Source organism: Roseivivax isoporae LMG 25204 (assembly GCF_000521865.1).
GTDB lineage: Bacteria > Pseudomonadota > Alphaproteobacteria > Rhodobacterales > Rhodobacteraceae > Roseivivax > Roseivivax isoporae.
Genome location: NZ_JAME01000004.1, coordinates 178,045 through 197,161 on the forward strand (window position 1 = coordinate 178,045; position 19,117 = coordinate 197,161).

Annotated in this window: 14 protein-coding genes; 6 read left to right on the forward strand and 8 right to left on the reverse strand. The window is 68.5% G+C overall.

What is annotated here, in order from left to right; all coding sequences use genetic code 11:
- Position 1: 1 nt before the first annotated feature.
- The 7 genes from RISW2_RS03940 to RISW2_RS03970 all read right to left on the reverse strand — a co-directional run bounded on the left by RISW2_RS03940 (position 2) and on the right by RISW2_RS03970 (position 11,330).
- Entirely contained in the window at positions 2-1,081 is a 1,080-nt protein-coding gene (locus RISW2_RS03940) for a c-type cytochrome (protein ID WP_051491783.1), read from the reverse strand.
- The gene (locus tag RISW2_RS03945) at positions 1,078-1,644 is read right to left on the reverse strand and encodes a cytochrome c oxidase assembly protein (protein ID WP_244437502.1); all 567 of its coding nucleotides are present in this window, start codon (positions 1,642-1,644) and stop codon (positions 1,078-1,080) included. Before RISW2_RS03945 ends, RISW2_RS03940 begins: the two co-directional genes overlap by 4 nt.
- On the reverse strand, positions 1,644-2,006 hold the full coding sequence (locus tag RISW2_RS03950; RefSeq protein ID WP_043766915.1) for a hypothetical protein: 363 nt from the start codon (positions 2,004-2,006) through the stop codon (positions 1,644-1,646). The genes RISW2_RS03945 and RISW2_RS03950 overlap by 1 nt, the downstream gene beginning before the upstream one ends.
- Entirely contained in the window at positions 2,006-4,606 is a 2,601-nt protein-coding gene (gene ctaD, locus RISW2_RS03955; protein ID WP_425277783.1) for a cytochrome c oxidase subunit I, read from the reverse strand. Before ctaD ends, RISW2_RS03950 begins: the two co-directional genes overlap by 1 nt.
- Positions 4,603-5,622 (reverse strand): cytochrome c oxidase subunit II, encoded by a 1,020-nt coding sequence (locus tag RISW2_RS03960; protein WP_084615240.1) that lies wholly within the window; start codon positions 5,620-5,622, stop codon positions 4,603-4,605. The genes ctaD and RISW2_RS03960 overlap by 4 nt, the downstream gene beginning before the upstream one ends.
- Before the next feature lie 259 nt (positions 5,623-5,881).
- Positions 5,882-10,066 (reverse strand): DUF4082 domain-containing protein, encoded by a 4,185-nt coding sequence (locus tag RISW2_RS03965; protein WP_043766918.1) that lies wholly within the window; start codon positions 10,064-10,066, stop codon positions 5,882-5,884.
- Positions 10,067-10,073: 7 nt separating this feature from the next.
- On the reverse strand, positions 10,074-11,330 hold the full coding sequence (locus tag RISW2_RS03970; RefSeq protein WP_084615241.1) for a GTP-binding protein: 1,257 nt from the start codon (positions 11,328-11,330) through the stop codon (positions 10,074-10,076).
- 651 nt (positions 11,331-11,981) lie between these two features.
- On the opposite strand from RISW2_RS03970, the gene RISW2_RS03975 reads away from it, so the two are divergent.
- Both RISW2_RS03975 and RISW2_RS03980 read left to right on the forward strand, forming a co-directional pair.
- Positions 11,982-12,764: an alpha/beta fold hydrolase gene (locus RISW2_RS03975; RefSeq protein ID WP_043766920.1), complete on the forward strand. Its 783-nt coding sequence runs from the start codon at positions 11,982-11,984 to the stop codon at positions 12,762-12,764.
- Positions 12,765-12,921: 157 nt separating this feature from the next.
- The gene (locus tag RISW2_RS03980) at positions 12,922-13,752 is read left to right on the forward strand and encodes an alpha/beta fold hydrolase (protein ID WP_043766923.1); all 831 of its coding nucleotides are present in this window, start codon (positions 12,922-12,924) and stop codon (positions 13,750-13,752) included.
- A 59-nt stretch (positions 13,753-13,811) separates the two neighbouring features.
- On the opposite strand, the gene RISW2_RS03985 is transcribed toward RISW2_RS03980, so the two are convergent.
- Complete coding sequence (locus tag RISW2_RS03985; RefSeq protein WP_043766926.1) at positions 13,812-14,288, reverse strand: Lrp/AsnC family transcriptional regulator; 477 nt, start codon at positions 14,286-14,288, stop codon at positions 13,812-13,814.
- 245 nt (positions 14,289-14,533) lie between these two features.
- On the opposite strand from RISW2_RS03985, the gene RISW2_RS03990 reads away from it, so the two are divergent.
- The 4 genes from RISW2_RS03990 to RISW2_RS04005 all read left to right on the forward strand — a co-directional run bounded on the left by RISW2_RS03990 (position 14,534) and on the right by RISW2_RS04005 (position 19,074).
- Entirely contained in the window at positions 14,534-16,156 is a 1,623-nt protein-coding gene (locus RISW2_RS03990) for a sugar ABC transporter ATP-binding protein (protein WP_244437504.1), read from the forward strand.
- A 32-nt stretch (positions 16,157-16,188) separates the two neighbouring features.
- Positions 16,189-17,217 (forward strand): ABC transporter permease, encoded by a 1,029-nt coding sequence (locus tag RISW2_RS03995; RefSeq protein WP_043766931.1) that lies wholly within the window; start codon positions 16,189-16,191, stop codon positions 17,215-17,217.
- A 55-nt stretch (positions 17,218-17,272) separates the two neighbouring features.
- Positions 17,273-18,262, forward strand: a complete 990-nt coding sequence (locus RISW2_RS04000; protein WP_043766934.1) for a substrate-binding domain-containing protein — start codon at positions 17,273-17,275, stop codon at positions 18,260-18,262.
- Positions 18,263-18,324: 62 nt separating this feature from the next.
- Positions 18,325-19,074 carry a GolD/DthD family dehydrogenase gene (locus RISW2_RS04005; protein WP_043766936.1) on the forward strand — a complete coding sequence of 250 codons (750 nt, stop codon included), beginning with the start codon at positions 18,325-18,327 and terminating at the stop codon, positions 19,072-19,074.
- Positions 19,075-19,117 lie beyond the last annotated feature (43 nt).

A 19,117-nucleotide genomic window follows, 5' to 3' on the forward strand; every position in this document is an offset into this window, starting at 1 on the left:
CTCAGTCGGCCGTCTCGTCGAGCTTTGCCGGCGCGAGGCTTGCGTAATAGGCCGCGAGCGCCGCGATGTCCTCGTCTGTAAGCTCCTGCGCGGCGTGGTGCATGAGCTCGGACACCCGCCCGCCGCCGCGATTGCCGTCGCGCCAGAGCCGAAGCTGCTGCGCGAGGTAGGGCTCGTATTGTCCGGCAAGCGAGGGGAATGCGGGGTTCAGGGGCTCGGGCCAGGGACCGTGGCAGGCGCGGCAGGCGGGCACCTCGTCGGTGCCGCTCTCGGCGGCCAGCGCGCGGCCGCGCTCGGCCGGGCCCTCGGGCGCGGTGGCGGAGCCAGATGGCGCAGTGGCGGAAAACGCTGCGGCAAGTTCGCCGATCGCCGCCTCGGGCACGTGCGACATCGCCTCGGCCATGATGCCGCTGTCGCGCCGGCCCGAGCGGTAGGCCTCGAGCGCGGCCGTGATGTAGCTTTCGGACAGGATGTCGAGCCGCGGGATGTGGGGGTTGCCGGACACTCCGTCCTGCCCGTGGCACATGGCGCAATACTGCCCGTCCGGGCGTTCGGTCAGCTCCGCATATGTGGCTGCGTCCATCTCCTCCACCACGCTCAGGAAGGACACGAGCGGCCAGACGTCGTCGGGCCGCTCCGCGGGCCAGCCCGGCATGCCGCTCATCTTCACGCCCTGATGCACGATCCAGTGCAGTTCCGCCGGGTCCCAGTCGCCCACCGCCTCGGTGATGTGCGGCGGCTCGGGCACCATGGCCCGCACGGTCGCGCTGCGCTCTGCTCCGGGGCGCGCATGGCAATGCGTGCAGGCGCTGTCGAAATGGCCCGCGCCGAGCCTGACCATCGCGTCCGAGGCCAGGTCGGCAGGCGGCTCGGCATGGGCACGCAGGTCGACCGAGTTGCGGAAGGTGGTGTGCAGCACCCAGCTGACGCCAGGAAGATGTCCGACCTTGGCCGACACGTTGTAGAGACCGAAGGCCACGACCGACCCGCCGGCGATGCCGCCGAGGATCGCCAGCGCGCCGAGGGTCCGGCCCACCGTGGGCCAGTGCGGGGGGCGGGTGAAGAGGTCGCGCCAGGTCATGCGGGGGTCTCGCGCAGCGTGCGGGCGGTCAGGGCCAGCCCGCCGATGAGGTAGACGGGCGTGCCGATGGCGAGCATCAGGATGCCGCCGACCTGCTGGCCCGAGAGATCCGGCGCCCGGCCGCAGAGCGCGGCGTAGAGGTCGTTCGGCGCGAGGACGAGAAGCGCGCCGAGCAACGTCATGTGCATCGACGTCAGCAGGAGGCCGCCCGCGCCGGCAAGCGGTGCAGCCGGGGGCAGGGCGCTGGCCCAGACGGCGACGCCCGCCGCGAGGAACAGCGCCTGTTCGAGCACGAGCCAGGCACCCGTCGTCTGCGCGGCGGCATGCGCCAGCGGCAGGTGGAAGCCCCAGACCACGGCGAATTCGAGCGCGGCGGCGACCGCCACCGGCGGCGCGTGGCGGCCGAGCGCGGGCAGGCCCAGCACGAGGAGCGGCGCCGCGATGGCGACGAGCGTCATGTGGCGCAGCATGTGCGCGGGAAACGGTCCGAGGACGGCGGTCCAGTCGGGCCCCCAGGCGAGCGCCAGCACGGCCAGCGCGGGAAGGAGGAACGCCGCGCGCATCAGAGGCAGGTCTCGATGAAGAGCGCGGGCATGCCCACGAAGATCACGCCGATCGCCGACACGATGGCGAGGAGCCAGCCTGCATGTCCGAGGAACTCGCGCCGGTCCTCGACCGACGGCCCGTCATGTTCGTAGTCGTAATCGTCGAGGTAATCCCATTGCCGCCACGCGCGCCAGCCGACCACGGCGATGCCGAGGAGTGCCACCGCCGTCGCGATGCCGATGCCGAGCCGCGCCGCCGCCGGATCGGGGCCGCGCGCGCAGACCGAGGCGGTCCAGCCGTAGACCACGCAGAAGTGCAGCGCCCAGATCGTGGGCGCCGAGATCATGTGCCAGAGGCTCGATTCCCGCGGTCCCAGCATCAGAGCATCCTCGGCAGGATGCCGATCATGGCGGCGGTGATCAGGCAGGTGACGACGAGGAAGTGCCAGAACAGCGTGGTGTTCCACAGGTCGGCATCATAGCGCGGCGTGAGTTTGCCGAAGATCGACCCGGCCAGGCAATAGCCCTGCATGATGACGCCCGCGCCCACATGCGCGCAGGTCCAGACGACGAGCGCCCACATCATCGCCGGGTAGACATGGGTCGCGGGTTCGAGCCCCGGCCACCAGACCGCCAGCACGAGCGCAGTGGCCCCCGCGATGCCGAGGAGCGGCGCCGCCCCGAGGAGGAGGCGGGCTGTGAGGACGTTGCCCGACCGGTTCACCCCGCGGGCGATGCGCGTCGCGGCCCAGCTTGCCGCGAAGGCCGCGGCGGCGAGCCCGGCAAAGGCCGGATCGGCGTGCACCGCGTTCTCGGGCGGGAAGTCCGGCCGCGCGGTCCAGTAGAAGAACACGCCGAAGATCAGGCTGGCAAAGGCCGTGGCATCGCCCAGCATGGTGATGAAGACGCCCCACCAGCCCGGGGCGCGCGGGCCCGACACGTAGGTCGGCAGGCGCAGGCCGAGGCCCGCATCCTTCATCGGCTTCTCGGGCACGAGCGCGGTCGAGGTCCAGAGCCAGTAGATCACGCAGGCGATGGCGAGGATCCCGCAGACGATGGCGGGCGGGTACATGTGGAAGGTCGGGAAGATGAACGCGCCGCCGGTGAAGACCGCCGCCCAGATCGTGCACCATGCCGGGCCGGTGATCCGCGCCACGTGCTGCGGCACCGCGTCCACGGCCGAGGTCACGATCGTCTCGCGCAGCCCCTCGGGCGCATCGGGAATGTAGAAGCGGCCCGCATCCATCCGCTCGAGCAGCTTCGGCTGGTCCCAGAGCGGGTAGCGCGAGGTGATGTAGGGCACCGACCGCGATCCCCAGCCCGGGTCGGGGATGTCGTGCGCCCATTCCAGCGTGCCGCCGCCCCACGGGTTGCGCTCGGTCAGGGGCTGCCGCGATTTCGGCCGCAGGAGGTCGTAGGCGAAGACGAGGATGCCCGACGCCACGACGAAGGCGCCGATCGTCGACACCATGTTGAGCCAGTCCCAGCCGATGTCGCCGGGATAGGTGAAGACCCGCCGCGGCATGCCCTTGAGCCCGGTGAGGTGCATGGGCAGGAAGCACAGGTTGAAGCCGGTGAAGGTCAGCCAGAACGACCAGCGGCCCAGCCTGTCCGACATCTTCTTCTTCGCGAAGAAGGGGTAGAAGTAGTAGACGCCCCCGATGATCGGGAAGATCATGCCGCCGAACAGCGTGTAGTGCAGGTGCGCCACGATGAAATAGGTGTCGTGCACCTGCCAGTCGAAGGGCGCGAGCGCGATCATGATGCCGGTGAGCCCCCCCGCGGTGAAGATCGCGACGGCCCCCGCGATCCACAGCATCGGCTGGATCATCCGCACCCGGCCCACCATCAGCGTGGCGACGAAGGCGAAGATCTGCACGCCGGTCGGGATCACCACCGCCTCGGAGGCGGCGGAGAAGAAGCCGAGCGAGAGCGACGGCAGACCGGTGGTGAACATGTGGTGCACCCAGAGCCCGAAGCTCAGGAACCCGGTACCGACGGCCGACAGCACGATCCAGTTGTAGCCCATGATCGGGCGGCGCGCGGCCGTGGGGATCACCATCGCGGCGATGGCGATGGACGGCAGGAAGATGATGTAGACCTCCGGGTGGCCGAAGATCCAGAACAGGTGCTGCCAGAGCAGCGGATCGCCGCCCCGCTCGGGGTCGAAGAACGGCCAGTCGAAGGACCGCTGCATCTCGAACAGGAAGTCGCCCGCGATGAGCGGCGGGAAGGCAAAGAGGATCATGCCGCCGACGACGAGCACGTACCACGCGTAGAGCGGCATCAGGTTGATGCGCATGCCGGGCGGCCGGCACTTGATCACGCCCACGATGAGCTCGACCGCCGCGGCGATCGAGGCGACCTCGATGAACGAGAGGCCGAGGAGCCAGATGTCGCTGCCCGGTCCCTCGGATTCGGTGGCGAGCGGCGGATACATGAACCAGCCGGAATCGGGCGCGATCCCGAACAGCACCGAGCTCAGCACGAAGATGCCGCCGATCAGGAACGACCAGTAGCCATAGGCGGACAGGCGGGGGAACGGCATGTCCCGCGCGCCGAGGAATGCCGGCAGCAGCAGGATCGAGATCGCCTCGAACATCGGCACGGCGAAGAGGAACATCATCGCCGAGCCGTGCATGGTGAAGAACTGGTTGAACGTGTCCGCCGACAGGAAGTCGTTCTCGGGCACGGCGAGCTGCACGCGCATCAGGAGCGCGAGAAGCCCCGCCGCCAGCATGAAGGCGAAGGCGGTCAGCGAATACCAGGCGCCGACCTCGGAATTGTTCACCGCCGACCAGTAGCGCCAGCCCGGCGGCTCAGCCCAGACCGCGCGCAGCCGTTCCTCCTGCGCCTTGCGCAGCTCGGGATCGACGGGTTCGTCGAGCATCTCCTCCGTCGGGGGATAGATGCCCTCGGGGCGGGCGTCGTCCGCGTTCTCGAGCACGCGGCGCGACATGGACTGGGTGATGTCGGTCATGTCAGGCCCTCGAGATAGGCGGCGAGCGCCGAGAGGTCGTCATCGCTCAGGTGGTCGTAGCCGGGCATCATCGCGCCGGGCTTGATCGCCTCGGGATCCCGGATCCAGCGCATCAGCGCTTCGGCGGTCATGGGAAGAATACCGGCGGCCAGCGACACTCGGCCGCCCACATGCGTGAGGTCGGGCCCGACCCTGCCCGAGGCGGCCGTGCCGCGCACGGCGTGGCAGGCGCCGCAGCCCTCGGCGTTGAACACGGCCTGTCCGCGGCGCGCCGCGTCGCTCTCGGGCGGGACGGCGGGCGCGGCCTCCTTCTCGAGCCAGGCGGCGAAGGCGTCCTCGTCCATCACCACGGCGCCCAGGGCCATGAGCGCGTGGCTCTCGCCGCAGAACTCGGCGCACTGGCCGCGGAACTCGCCCGCGCGGGTGGGCTCCAGCGACATCCGCGTCTCGCGGCCGGGGATCATGTCGGTCTTGCCACCGAGCGCGGGGATCCAGAACGAGTGGATCACCCGGTGGGCGTTCAACGTGATCTCGCTGCGCCGGCCCACGGGCAGGCGGATCTCGTTCGCGGACACGACGGGCGTCTCGGCCCCGTCCGGCAGGTACTCGACCCGCCACCACCAAGATTCGCCCGTGACGCTGACCGTCAGGCCCGATCCCGGTGCGCGCTGCTCGGGCATCTCGGACAGGGCAAAGGACAGAAGGCCCGCCAGAACCACGGTCGGAAAGACGATGCCGCCGCCGATGATGAGCCATTCCGCCGCCCGCGCGGACAGCGGCCGCGTGTCGATGCGCGAGACGTAGACGAGCAGCCCGTTCATCAGGACCCACAGGATCACCGCGCCGCCGAGCATCCACCAGAAGAGCCGGGCGAGGACCTCGGCATCGCGGCCCGCGGGGTCGAGCACGGACTGGACGCCGGAACATCCCCCGAGAAGGATCGCGATCAGGACGGCCGGAAGGACACGCCCCACGTTCAGCGGATCCCTGCCCGCGCGGCGGCGGCTGCCCGCCATGCGATCCTGCGGCTGGGGCGGGAGGGGCAGGCGCCCCGGTGGCAAAACATCAGGACTGACTCCGCGCAGTGGATGTCAACGTGGGCAGACAGGTTCCAGACTAGACGCGGTGCCGGGCGGATCAACTGGCCGTGATCGACATGTCAGCGGATCGGGGCAGGGCGGTCACACCTCTACGCGGACGGGTGGACCGAAGTTCCGCCCTCGGGCGGAAAACTTGGGGGCGCCCGCAGAGCCGTGCGGGCGCCCCCGTGAATGGTCAGATGGCGAACACGTCCGCCGGTTCGAGGGTCACGTCGACCCAGTAGTTCGAGGCATTGTAGCTTGCCAGCGGGAAGACGTTGGTCTGGCCCGCGTTGAACACGCCGTTGCCGTTCGCCAGCGCGCTCGACGGGGCTGACAGCACGCCGTCCGGGCCGATCCATTCGTCGGCGAAGAAGTTCGGCGTGAAGGCATAGTTCTGGGTGGTCCCGTAGGACGCGACGTAGACGGCGCCGGCGGTCACGTCGACGGGGGTGTCGAGCAAGCCGATCTGCCAGCCGGTCATGCCGGGCGTCGACGTCACGGTGACCTGCGCCAGCTTCTGGCCGTTGCCGTCCCAGAGGTTGAGCACGCGGGAATCGGTGTCGTCCGCGTCCGCCGCGCCGCGCCAGTAGCGCAGCGAGGTGATCTGTCCGTCCTCGGCCGACACGAATTCCAGCCCGAGCTCGTAGTCGGTCGGATCGTTGGTGACGATCTGTGCCGGGGCGTTGCCGGGGCCGAACAGGGTCGACGCGTTGGCGGATACCTCGTCGGGATTGTCGGGCACGGTCACGGTGATGGACGTGGTCACCGCCGGATTGGCGCCGTCCGACACCGAGACGTCGAGCTGGTAGACATTGTCCCCGTTCGCGTCGGTCGGGGCCTCGAAATCCGGTGCCTCCACGAAGGTCACGAGCCCCGTCGTCGGGTTCACCGTGAACCGGGCCGCGTCGGCGCCGCCGGCGATCGCGAAGATCAGCGTGTCGCTGTCGGCATCCGCCGCCGTCAGCGTCGTGACCGCGGTGCTGTTCTCGGCGCCGGTGATGTTCGACGTGGCCAGGGTGAAGACCGGCGCGTCGTTCACGACCTCGATCTCGCGGAACACCACGTCGACCCAGTAGTTCGAGGCGAGGTAGGTCGATGTCGGCAGGACGCCAGTCGCGCCCGCATTGTACACGCCGTTGCCGAAGCCGCCGTTGTTGGCGGGGGCGAGCAGCGTGCCGTCGAGGCTGGGCCGGTCGGTGACGAAGTAGTTCTGCGTCACGACGTAGTTCTGCGTCGTGCCGTAGGACACCACGTAGTTCTGGCCCGCGCTGACCGAGACCGGCGCGTCGAGGAGCACCGTCTGCCAGCCGACCTGCCCGGGATCCGAGCTGATCGTGCCGCTGGCGAGCAGCGTGCCCGACGCCGTCCAGAGGTTGATCGTGCGCTCGTCGGTATCCGTGGCATCCGCCGCTCCGCGCCAGTAGCGCAGCGCGTCGATCTCGCCCTCGACCATCGGACGGAAACGCGTTCCGAGCTCGTAGGTCGTGGGGTCGTTGGTCACCGTCTGGGCGGGCGCGAGGGCCGGCCCGAACAGGGTGGACAGCGGCGCCTCGTCGTCCTGGTCGGTCAGGGTGACGGTGACCGATTGCGTCACGGGGTTGTGGATGATGTCGCTCACCGTGACGTCGACCTCGTAGACGCCGTCGCCGTTCGCGTCGTTCGGCGCCTCGAAGTCCGGCGCGTAGAGGAAGGTCAGCGCGCCGGTGACGGAGTCGATGGCGAACCGCGCCGCGTCGGCGCCCCCGCCGATGCCGTAGACGAGGTCGTCTCCCTCCGGGTCGCTCCCCGTCACGATGCCGGCGAGCAGCGTGTTCTCGGACGCCGTGTAGGCGAGCGGCGAGGTCAGCGTCGGCGCGTCGTTAGTGGTGGCGGACGGCGCGAAGGTCACGTCGACCCAGTAGTTCGTGGACTGGAACGAGGATTGCGGGAAGATCGCGCCGGCGCCGACGGCGAAGACGCCGTTCGACCCGCCAGGGGCGCTCAGAATGTCGTCGGGTTCGGTGTAGGTGTCCCCGAAAAAGCCCGGCGTGCCCACGTAGTTGTTCAGCGTCTCGTAGGTCACGACGTAGTCGCGGCCCGGCAGCAGCGTCACCGGCGTGTCGAGCGTCGCGATCTGCCAGCCGGTTTCGCCCGGGTCGGACACGAACTGGACCGTCGCGAGCAGGTTGCCCGCGCCGTCCCAGAGCCGGCCCGTCCGCACGTCGGTGTCGCTCGCGTCGGCCTCGGCGCGCCAGTAGCGCAGCTCGGTGACCTCGCCGTACTCCATCGGCCGGAACCGGGTGCCGAGCTGCAGCGGCGTCGTTTCGTTGAAGAACCGCCCGTCGAAGGTCGTCCAAGGGCTCAGCAGGCTGACGGTCTCGGGCGGCAGGGGCGCCGTGATCTCGACCGTGCCGCCATCGAGCGACCCGAACGAGGGCATGTTGAGGCTGTCGTCGATCGCTCGGACGCGGACGTCGTAGGTGCCCGCGGTCAGCGGCAGCCAGGTGTAGGACCAGGTGTTGCGGCCCTCGGCCACGTTCCAGGTCACGCCGCCGTCGAGCGACACCTCGACCAGCGCCACCACGCCGTCATCGGTCAGCGGGTTGCCGTCGTCGTCGGTCGCGGTGCCGGTCAGGGTGATCTCGGTCAGCGCCGGGATCGTCGCCTGCAGCGAGTCGAACTCGGCCGTGGCGGCCACGGTGTCGGTCGACTGGATCGCACGGATCAGGTTCTGCGAGGCCAGCACCGCGTCCGCGACACCGGGCTGGATGCCCATGTCGGCGAAGAGGTTGATGACGAACTGCTGGAGGTCGCGGTTCTCGATGTTGGCGCCGTAGGGCTCGCTGTCATGCTCGTCGCTGAGCGCCCATGTCCAGAACACGGTGCCCGCGCCGAAGACCAGCGCGCCGCTTTCGGCGCGGTAGAGCGACAGGTTGTGCGTCGCGATGCCGGGCGCGTTGGTGTTGCCCTGGTCGACCAGGATGCCGCCCCAGGGGATCGTGGTCTCGGACAGGTGCACGAGCCCGGCGGGACGGTTCTCGTCCGTGGGAGAGGTGTTCCATTCGTAGCCGAGGATGCCCTCGGCGATGTCGAGCTGGCCGCCATTGGCGATGCTCGTGTCGCGCCAGACGCGCAGCGGCGCGAACTCCCCCGGCACGTCCAGCGCGCCGCCGAACTCGCCGGTCCCGTCGGGGCCGAAGAGCTGGCCGGTCAGCGCGTTCTCGGCGCAGTTGCAGGTGTGCGGCTGGCCCGAAACCAGGTCCTCGGGCAGGCCGACGCCCGCCAGCGGGTTGCCCTCGAAGCGCGTGTCGCGCCAGGTGCCGGTCCAGATGTTGGTCGGGTCGAGGTTGACGTAGTCGTCCGGGCCCGCGTTGGGGTTCGTGTTGGCCCACGTCTCCTTGTAGCAGACGAGGGTGCGAAGCTCGACGCCGTCGACGATGCTCGTTTCCCAGCGCGTCTTCCAGTAGACGTCGTTGCCGCCCCAGAACAGCAGGTTCGTGCCCGCGTCGCGGGCCTCCTCGACGTTCTGCCGCTGTTCGCCGGTCCAGTACTCGTCGTGCCCGACCGAGATGAAAGCGTCGTATTTCGTCAGGTAGTCCGCGCCCAGCCGGTGCGTGTCGAGACCCGAGATGTACGAGACATCGTAGCCGTTCTGTTCCAGCCAGTGGATGGCCGCGTAGTCGGCGCCGAAGAGGTAATCCTGCGCGCCCGCGAGCGGCCCGCCCTGCTGGCCCTCGATCCCGCGGGTGATGAAGGGGCGGTTGTAGCTGACCGCGTAGGCGCGGTCCTCGACGCCGCCGACGCGTCCTCCCGGAATGTCGGGATGGTCGACCGTGCCGCTGGCATCGCCGTAGAAGTTCGCGCCGACCTGCCCGTTGTTGCCGAACCAGCCGTTGTAGGCGTGCCAGGTCGTGTCCGAGGTCTGCAGGACGATGTCCGCGGGCCGGTCGTCCTCGCGGACGATGAAGGGTATCTGGTTCGCCGCGCCCTCGATCGGATCGCCGTTCGCGTCGAGCCGCTGGATGCGCGCGAGGTAGACGCCGGACACCGCGGTCTCGGGCGTCACCCAGCTGTCGGTGACCGACCAGTTGCCGGCATCGACCAGGGCCCGGGTCGCATCGTAGGCCGCGTCGGGCTGGACCACCGCGTCGGTGTTGGTCCACTCCGCCACCTTGCGGGCGCCGTCGCCGCCGTAATAGCCCAGCCGGAAGATCTCGACCTTGTAGTCGCTCCCGGCGCCGCCGTTCACGTTGATCTTGAAATCGATCCGCTCGCCCGCGTCGACGCTGATGTCCGTCGCGAAACCCTCGATCTGGGTGGAATGGGGCACGTCCCAGTAGGACTTCGCCGCCCGTCCGTCGGTACGTGCGTTTTCCAGCACGATCGCGTTGTCGACCATGTAAACTTCACCTCACAAGATGTTCGCGCGCGACCGGTCGCGCCTTGGGCGCCGGAGCCGCGATGCAGCGATCGAGGGCCGCGCAGATCGCGTCCCGGTTCATCGCCTGGGTTCCGATGAAAACGAGTTCCTGCCGCCGGTCGCCGACATCTGCGCTCCAGTGGCGCAGGATGCGCGCGCGGGCCTCGCCGTCGGCGGGCCAGTCGGAACGCGGCATCGCCGCCCACCAGCGGCCGCCCACGGCGATCTCGTTCAGCCGGCCGGCAAGGCTGAACGTCATGACCGAGGACGGATGCTCGGCGATCCAGAAATGTCCCTTGGCCCGCAGCACGCCGTCGAAGAGGCAGGGCGCGCCGCCGCCCAGCACGTGGCGCACCCGCTGCCAGTCGAAGGGCGCACGCGCGCGGTAGCAGAAGGACGAGATGCCGTATTCCTCTGTCTCGGGCACGTGGTCGGCGGCGCCGTTCAGCTCCTTGAACCAGAGCGGGTGGCTGCGCGCCCGCGCCGCGCTGAAGAGGCCGGTGTCGAGAATCTGCCCGGGCACGACGGCGCCGTGATCGGTCTCGATCAGCCGCGCGTCGGGATTGAGCGCGCGGATGATGCGGCGCGCGGCCGCGGTGCGTTCGGCGCCGGCAGTGGTGATCTTGTTCAGCACGATGATGTCGGCGAACTCGATCTGGTCGACCAAGAGCTCGACGATGGTGCGCTCGTCGGTGTCGTCGCGCACCTGGCCGCGGTCACGCAGGAGCGCGCGGTCGTCGTAGTCGGCGGTCAGGTTCACCGCGTCGACCACCGTCACCATGGCGTCGAGCCGGGCCACGTCGGCGAGGCTCGCGAAGGTCTCGTCGCAATATTCGAAGGTGGCGGCGACCGGCAGCGGCTCCGAGATGCCGGTCGATTCGATCAGCAGCCGGTCGAAGCGTCCGAGGACCGCGAGCCGGTGCACCTCCTGCAGGAGGTCCTCGCGCAGGGTGCAGCAGATGCAGCCATTGGTCAGCTCGACCAGCGTCTCGTCGGTCGCGCTGAGACCGGCCGCGCCCGACCGCACGAGGTCGGCGTCGATGTTGATCTCGGACATGTCGTTGACGATGATCGCCGTTCTCGCCGACCCGGCACTGCGCAGGAGCTGGTTCACCAGCGTCGTCTTGCCCGCGCCGAGAAAGCCCGACAGGACCGTGGTCGGCAGCCGCGTGTCAGGCGCGGCGGAGGCGCCTGCATCCCGGGTCGCGGGGCGCACGCGTTCGGATCGGTGGTCGCTGGTCATCCCCCAGGCTTTCGGCTGTGAAGGTCACCAGAGTGGTGTGCGGCAGGTTCGTCGGCGCACCAATCGTCCGATCGGGCGCATCCCCGTCCCAGTGGTGCGGGGCCCTGCCTGAAAGGCGTAGACGCTCCGCGACGGCCTGCCCGGATTGCATTGAAACCCTTTGACCGCGCCTGTCGTGCGCCGGGCTGCGGACGCCCCCCGCGCGGGCCGGTTCGCCGGGCGCGGGAGAGACCGCGGTCACCGGCCGCCGTGTCCGGCGGCCGCGGGCAGTGGCGCCGCGCCGGCGTGAATTCCGACCGATCGATGCACTGCCCGAGCGGCATGGCCGGATCGCCGCGCAGCGCGCGCCCGGCGCCCCGACGAAACCCATTGTGCCGGAAGCATTTTCGTCGGGCCGATCCTGATTCGGCGTCATCGCCCCATGAAAGAATTGATCAGAAACACCCTTCCTGTCGGATGAGTATCTCGAGTTTCTAACCAATCTCATCTCGGAACCTGCAAAATCCGGCGAAACTTGAGAGCACCCGTCAGGCCGCAACGGGTATGTTCCGCGTGGCGGGAACGGATGCCGCCGCCGCTTGGCCGGCCAGATTTCCCGAAGTCGCAACGCCTTGATCCCTCGACCAGATTGCAAACGAAGAGGTACTCCCGATGTCCAGAAAACTCAGAACCATGGCAGTTGCCGCGGCCGCCGCGGTGAATCTCGGTACCGGCGCATACGCGCAAGGCTCGCTCCCGACCGACCAAGCGGTGCGGTCGGTCGTCCTCGTCCACGGCGCCTTTGCGGACGGGTCCGGGTGGCGTGGCGTCTACGATATCCTGACGGCCCGTGGGTACCGCGTCAGCGTCGTGCAGAACCCCCTGACCTCGCTCGAGGATGACGTGGCGGCGACGCACCGGGCGATCGACCGCCTCGACGGACCGACGATCCTGGTCGGCCATTCGTACGGCGGCACGGTCATCACCGAGGCAGGTGTGAACCCCAACGTCGCGGGCCTGGTCTACGTCTCGGCGCTGGCGCCGGACGTGGGCGAGACGACGGGCGACCAGTTCTCGGAAATCCCGGCGCCGGCTGATTTCGTCATCGAGACGGGCGCGGACGGCTTCGGCTTCGTCAATTCCGAGAAGTTCAAGATCGGCTTCGCCGGCGATACCTCGGATCCCGACGCGGCGTTCCTGCGCGACAGCCAGGTTCCGATCAACATGGAGATCTTCGGAACGCCGGTGTCCCACGCGGCCTGGAAGGAAAAGCCCAGCTGGGCGGTTGTCGCCACCGAGGACAACGCCATCGATCCCGAGCTTCTTCGCCACACCGCCGACCGCATCGGCGCGGTTTCGGTCGAGGTCCCCGGCAGTCACGTCGTCTTCCTGACCCAGCCCGAAGCCGTGGCGGATGTCATCGACACGGCCGCGCGGTCCGCGCACACGAACTGACCGAATGCGCCGCCGGATCCGGTCCGGCGGCGCACCGGCCAATGCCGGACCCTGGCATCGCGCCGCTTCCGCACATGACCGCGCACACGCGCGCCAGAACCGGGGCCGTCGCCCCGCACCCGCCCTGTTCCCAACGCAAATCCAAGGACATCTCGCCATGGCAACGATCCAGACCCGGGACGGCACGACCCTCTTCTACAGGGACTGGGGTCCGCGGGACGCCCGGCCCATCGTCTTCCACCACGGTTGGCCGCTTTCGGGTGACGACTGGGACACCCAGATGCTGTTCTTTCTCGACCAGGGCTACCGGGTCATCGCGCACGACCGTCGAGGGCACGGACGGTCGGACCAGACCGATGCCGGCAACGACATGGACACCTACGCGCAGGACGTGGCGGACCTCGCCGCAGCGCTCGACCTGAGCGATGCAGTCCATATCGGCCATTCCACCGGCGGCGGCGAGGTGACGCGCTATGCCGCGCGGGCCGAGGTCGGCCGGATCGCCCGGGCCGTGCTGATCGGTGCCGTGCCGCCGGTGATGGTCCGGACCCCGACCAACCCCGACGGCATTCCGCCCGAGATCTTCGACGGGTACCGCGCGGCCTTCGCTGCGAACCGGGCGCAGTTCTTTCTCGACATCGCGTCCGGCCCGTTCTTCGGCTTCAACCGCGACGGTGCGGTCGTCAGCGAGGGCCAGGTCCGGAACTGGTGGCGGCAGGGCATGATGGGCGGTGCGAAAGCCCAGTACGACTGCATCCGGGCGTTTTCCGAAACCGACTTCACCGAGGATCTGCGGAAGCTGACGATCCCGGTGCTGCTCCTGCACGGCGAGGACGACCAGATTGTGCCGATCAGGAACTCGGCCCACAAGGCGGTCGCGCTTCTGCAGGACGGCACGCTCAAGACCTATCCCGGCCTGTCGCACGCGCCCTTCGCGACGCATCCGGAAAGGGTGAACGCCGACCTCCTGGACTTCATTCGGGTTTGACCCGGCCGCAGGGTTCGGGGCGGAGGGTTCTAGCCGCCCCGGACCGTCCCGCTCCGGTGTCAGAACGCCAGCGGGGCGTTGTCCTTGACCTCCTTCAGGACAAAGAAGGTGCGGATCTGCCGGACGCCCGGCAACGAGATGAGCTGCCGGCCGTGCAGCAGGTTGAAGCCCGCCATGTCGCGCACGCGGATCTTCAGCAGGTAGTCGAAATCCCCTGCGACGAGGTTGCAATCCAGCACCTCCTTCATTCCGCGGACCGCCGCCTCGAAATCCGCGAAGCTTTCGGGTGTCGAGCGGTCGAGGACGACGCCGACCATCACCAGCGTCCCGAGCCCGACGCGCGCGGGCGCGATCTGCGCGCGCACCGAGGAGACGTATCCTTCCTCGAGCAGCCGCTGCGTGCGGCGGTGGCACGTCGCCGCACTGACGTTCACGAGCTTCGCAAGCTCGGCGTTCGCCATGCGCGCATCCTTCTGAAGCGCGCGAAGGATGTTCCGATCGATACGATCGATGCCCTGTCCGGAAGGATCTTCCAACTCGCCCCCGCCCTCTGCAAGAATCGCGCCATTGTGGCAGATCTCGGGTGACGGCGGGTATCCCGTCTTTCGATGACCTCGGTCCCCAAGCGCCAGATGGCGATGCACGGCCCTCGCCACGGGGATGTCCTCGGCTGCCGCAATCGAACATCAGACAGATTCCGATGCCGCCGCCGGACCGTCGTGGCTGACGGGCATGCGCGGATGCGCGACGCCTCGAACGGAATGATCCGCTGATCCGATCGTTGCGCGGTCGAATCCAAAGAAATCGGCAAAGAAAACAGAAGCATAAAGAGGTTCTTGCCACCAAGGCCGTGTGCTCGAAAATCAGGCGTTTGACGAATGACAAAATAGCAAATACAAATGTAAAAGATCGGGAGGGGATCATGCGCGACGCATTGCTGGAGGTCAGCGATCTGAAGAAGTCGTTCGGCGGCGTGACCGCGCTGAGCGACGGGCGCTTCCGCCTGGAGGCGGGCAGCGTTCATGCCCTGTGCGGCGGCAACGGCGCCGGAAAGTCGACCTTCCTGACCATCGTCATGGGAATCCAGCAGCGCGACGGCGGCACCATCCGCCGCAACGGACGCGAGGTGTCGTTCGGGTCGCCGGCCGAGGCGCTGGAGAACGGGATCTCGATCATCGAGCAGGAGCTCAGCCCCGTGCCGGCGATGACCGTCGCCGAAAACATCTTTCTCGGTCGTGAGCCGTTGAAGGCGTTCGGGCGCATCGACTTCGCGCGGATGAACGACGAGGCCCAGAAACTGCTCGACCGGCTGCACTTCGACATCTCGCCCCGGGCGCGGATGATGGACCTGAGCGTGGCCAAGCTGCAGCTCGTCGAAATCGCCAAGGCGCTGTCCTACGACGCCGAGGTCATCATCATGGATGAACCGACCTCGGCTCTCGGCGAAAGCGAGGCCGACCAGCTTTTCACCGCGATCCGGCGGCTGAAGGAGCAAGGCAAGGGCATCATCTACGTCAGCCACCGCCTGACGGAAATCTTCGAGATCGCGGACAGTTACACGGTCTTTCGCGATGGCGCCTATGTCGAGGCGGGGCGCATCGCGGACACCAACAAGCAGGACCTGATCCGCATGATCGTGGGCCGGCCGCTGACCGAAGAGTTCGTGAAGGAGAACGCGCCAGGCGCCGAGACCGTCCTGTCGGCGCGCGGCATCGACAGCCGGAACGGCGTGCGGGACGTGAGCTTCGACGTCTACAAGGGGGAAATCCTTGGTTTTTATGGGCTGATGGGCGCCGGGCGGACGGAGATCCTCGAACGGCTGTTCGGGCTGACCGCGCATGGTGCCGGGACGGTCACGCTCCACGGCACGCCGTTCAGCCCGCGCTCGGCCGCGGAGGCGATCGCCCGTGGCGTCGCCTTCGTCACCGAAGACCGCAAGGAAAGTGGCCTCGTGCTGTCGGCTACGGTTCGCAACAATGTCTGCATGGCGAGCCACGACCGGCTTTCCGGCGGGCTTTCCATGACACGTGGCGCAGAGCGGCGGGCCGCGGAGCGCATGATCGACATGTTCGGCATCAAGACCGCGACAGACACCTTGCCGGTGTCGGGCCTGTCCGGCGGCAACCAGCAGAAAGTGGTTCTCGGCAAGTGGTTCCTGACCGAACCTGACGTGCTTCTGCTCGATGAGCCGACCCGCGGCGTCGACGTCGGAGCCAAGCGCGAGATCTACCGCATCATGTCCGACTTCGCATCGAAGGGCGGGACCATCCTGATGGTGTCGTCGGAAACGGACGAGATCCTGGGCATGGCGGACCGCGTCGTGGTGATGCGCGACGGACGCGTGTCGGGAGAACTGTCGCGCGCCGAAATGAGTGCCGAGAAACTTGTTCACCTCGCGGCCTGACGGCCGCCGAGCGGTGACATTGGGAGGAAGCAATGAGTGACCACACCGAGACGCCTGCCGCCGCCGGCAGCGGGACCGAGACCCGGAGCGGCGCGCGCACGTCGCGCGTCGCGTCCTATGCTCAGCGGTTCGGGATCCTGATCGCGCTCGTGGTGCTCTGCGTGGTGCTGTCGGTGGCCAACGAGTACTTCCTGATCGGGCGCAACATCGTCAACGTCCTGCGCCAGACCTCGATCAACGGCATCCTGGCGATCGGCATGACCTTTGTCATCCTGACGCGCGGCATCGACCTCTCCGTCGGATCGGTCGTGGCGCTGGCGGGCGTCACCTCGGCGGCCTTCGCCACCACCTCGTCGATCGCGGCGGTGGCCGGGGGGCCCTTCCCGGTGGTGGTGCCGCTGCTGATCGGGCTTCTCGTCGGGGCCGCGGCAGGCGCCGTGTCGGGTCTTCTCGTGGCGCGCTACAACGTGCCCGCCTTCGTCGCCACGCTGGGCATGTTGTCGGCGGCGCGCGGTCTCACGCTGCTCTTCGCCGGCGGACGGCCGATTCCGGCTCTGACAGACGGTTATCGCTGGATCGGCACGGGCGACGTGCTCGGCGTACCGATGCCGGTGGTGATCTTCGCCGTGGTCTTCGTCGCCTCCTGGTACGTCCTGGGCTCGACCAAGTTCGGCCGCCGTGTCTACGCCGCCGGCGGCAACCCGCACGCGGCGACGGTCTCGGGGATCAACGTCGCGCGCATCCGACTGTCGGTCTACGTCATCTCGGGCCTTATGGCTGGCCTCGCGGGGATGATCCTGGCGGCGCGCACCGGCTCGGCGCTGCCGCAGGCCGGCGTCGCCTACGAACTCGACGCCATCGCCGCGGTGGTGATCGGCGGCACGAGCCTCGCCGGCGGAGTTGGGCATGTCGCCGGCACGCTCATCGGGGCGCTGCTGATCGGCGTCGTCAACAACGGCTTGGACCTGATGGGCGTCGAATCCTACTACCAGCAGGTCATCAAGGGCGTCCTGATCGTGGCGGCGGTGCTGCTCGACCAGACGCGAAACCAGCGGGCGTGAGCCCCGGCCTTTCAGACTTTCGCAACCAAAATCGTAATCCAAGGGAGGAAACACGATGAAGACCCTCGCATTTGCCGTGGCCGCGTCCACCGCGCTCGCCGGATCGACGGCGCTGGCCCAGGACGATCCGCTGAAGATCGGAGCGGCCGTCTACGGCCTCAACGCCGAGTTCATGCAGCTCTGGTCGGAAGCCGCCGAGAACCACCCCGCCGTGCAATCGGGCGAGGTCGACCTGACGGTGTTCGACGGCCGCTACGATGCACTCGTCCAGCAGGAGCAGTTCGAGACGATGATCACGCAGGGCTTCGATGCCATCGTGTTCGTTCCGATCGACGTGGAGGCGGGCGCCACGGCGGTCCAGCAGGCCGCCGATGCCGGCATCCCGGTGGTCGGGTCGAACACGCGGGTGAACAGCGACCTGCTTACCGCCTATGTCGGCTCCGACGACGTGCAGTCGGGCCGCATGGAGGCCGAGGCCGTGCTCGAGAAGATCGGCTGCGAAGGCGGCGTCGTGATCCTCGAGGGGCCGATCGGCCAGTCGGCGCAGATCCAGCGCCTCGAGGGCAACATGCAGGCGCTCGAGGCATGCCCGGATGTCGAGGTGCTGGAGCAGCAGACCGCCAACTGGTCACGGGCCGAGGCGCAGACGCTGATGGAAAACTGGCTGACGGCGCATCCCGAAGGCATTGACGGCATCATTGCCCAGAACGACGAGATGGCGCTCGGCGCGATCGAGGCGATCAAGGCCGCCGACCTCGACGTCGCGGACTTCGCGATCGCCGGTATCGATGGCGTGACCGATGCGCTGGTGGCGGTGCAGAACGGCGAGATGACGTCGATCCTGCAGGACGCGAAGGGTCAGGCGCAGGGCGCCATCGACGTGGCGATCAACGCCGCGCGCGAGGGCGGCCACGAGCCGCTGGCCGACCTGTGGCAGCAGTACCCCGACATGGAATGGGCTGACGGCGCGAAGGGCGAGTACGAGGTCCCGTGGACCCCGGTCACCGAGGAGAACGTCGGCGAGCTGCTGGAGATGCGCCAGTAAGGCACGCGGGATGCGACCAGGGCCGGCATCCGTGCCGGCCCGCTTATTCAGGGACGAGGCAGATGAACTACGACTTCCCACTTTCCGACAGGGTCGCGCTCGTGACCGGCGGCGCCTCGGGGATCGGCGATGCCATCGCAGCGGCACTCGCCACCAAGGGCGCGCGCGTCGCGATCTGCGACCTGAGACGGGACGGTGCGCAGGCCACCGCCGACCGCATCGGGAACGGTGCGCGCGGCTTCGCCTGTGACGTCACCGACGAGGCCAGCGTCGACACCTGCGTGTCCGATGTCGTTGAGGCGTTCGGCCGGATCGACATCCTGGTGAACTCCGCCGGCATCGTCGATCTCGCGCCGGCCGAGAAGCTTTCCCCGGCCGCGTGGCGGCGGACCCTGGACGTCAACCTGACCGGCAGCTACCTGGTGGCCCGGGCCGTCGCCCGGCACATGATCGCCGCCGGCGCGGGTCGCATCATCAACATGGCCAGCCAGGCCGGGAGCGTCGCTCTCGACGGTCATGTCGCCTATTGCGCGTCGAAGTTCGGGGTCATCGGAATGACGAAGACGATGGCGCTGGAATGGGGCAAGCACGGCATCCGCGCGAACACGATCTCGCCCACCGTCGTTCTCACGGAGCTCGGCCGCAAGGCGTGGGAGGGGCCCAAGGGCGACGCCATGAAAGCCGAGATCCCTGCCGGCCGCTTTGCCGAGCCTGAGGAGATCGCGGCAGCTGCCGTGTTCCTGGCGTCCGAGGGCGCCGACATGATCAACGGCGCCGACTTGGTCATCGACGGCGGCTATACCGCGAAATAGGCGCCGGTCCGGAGAGAGACATGCAGAGATTCAAGAACGATCC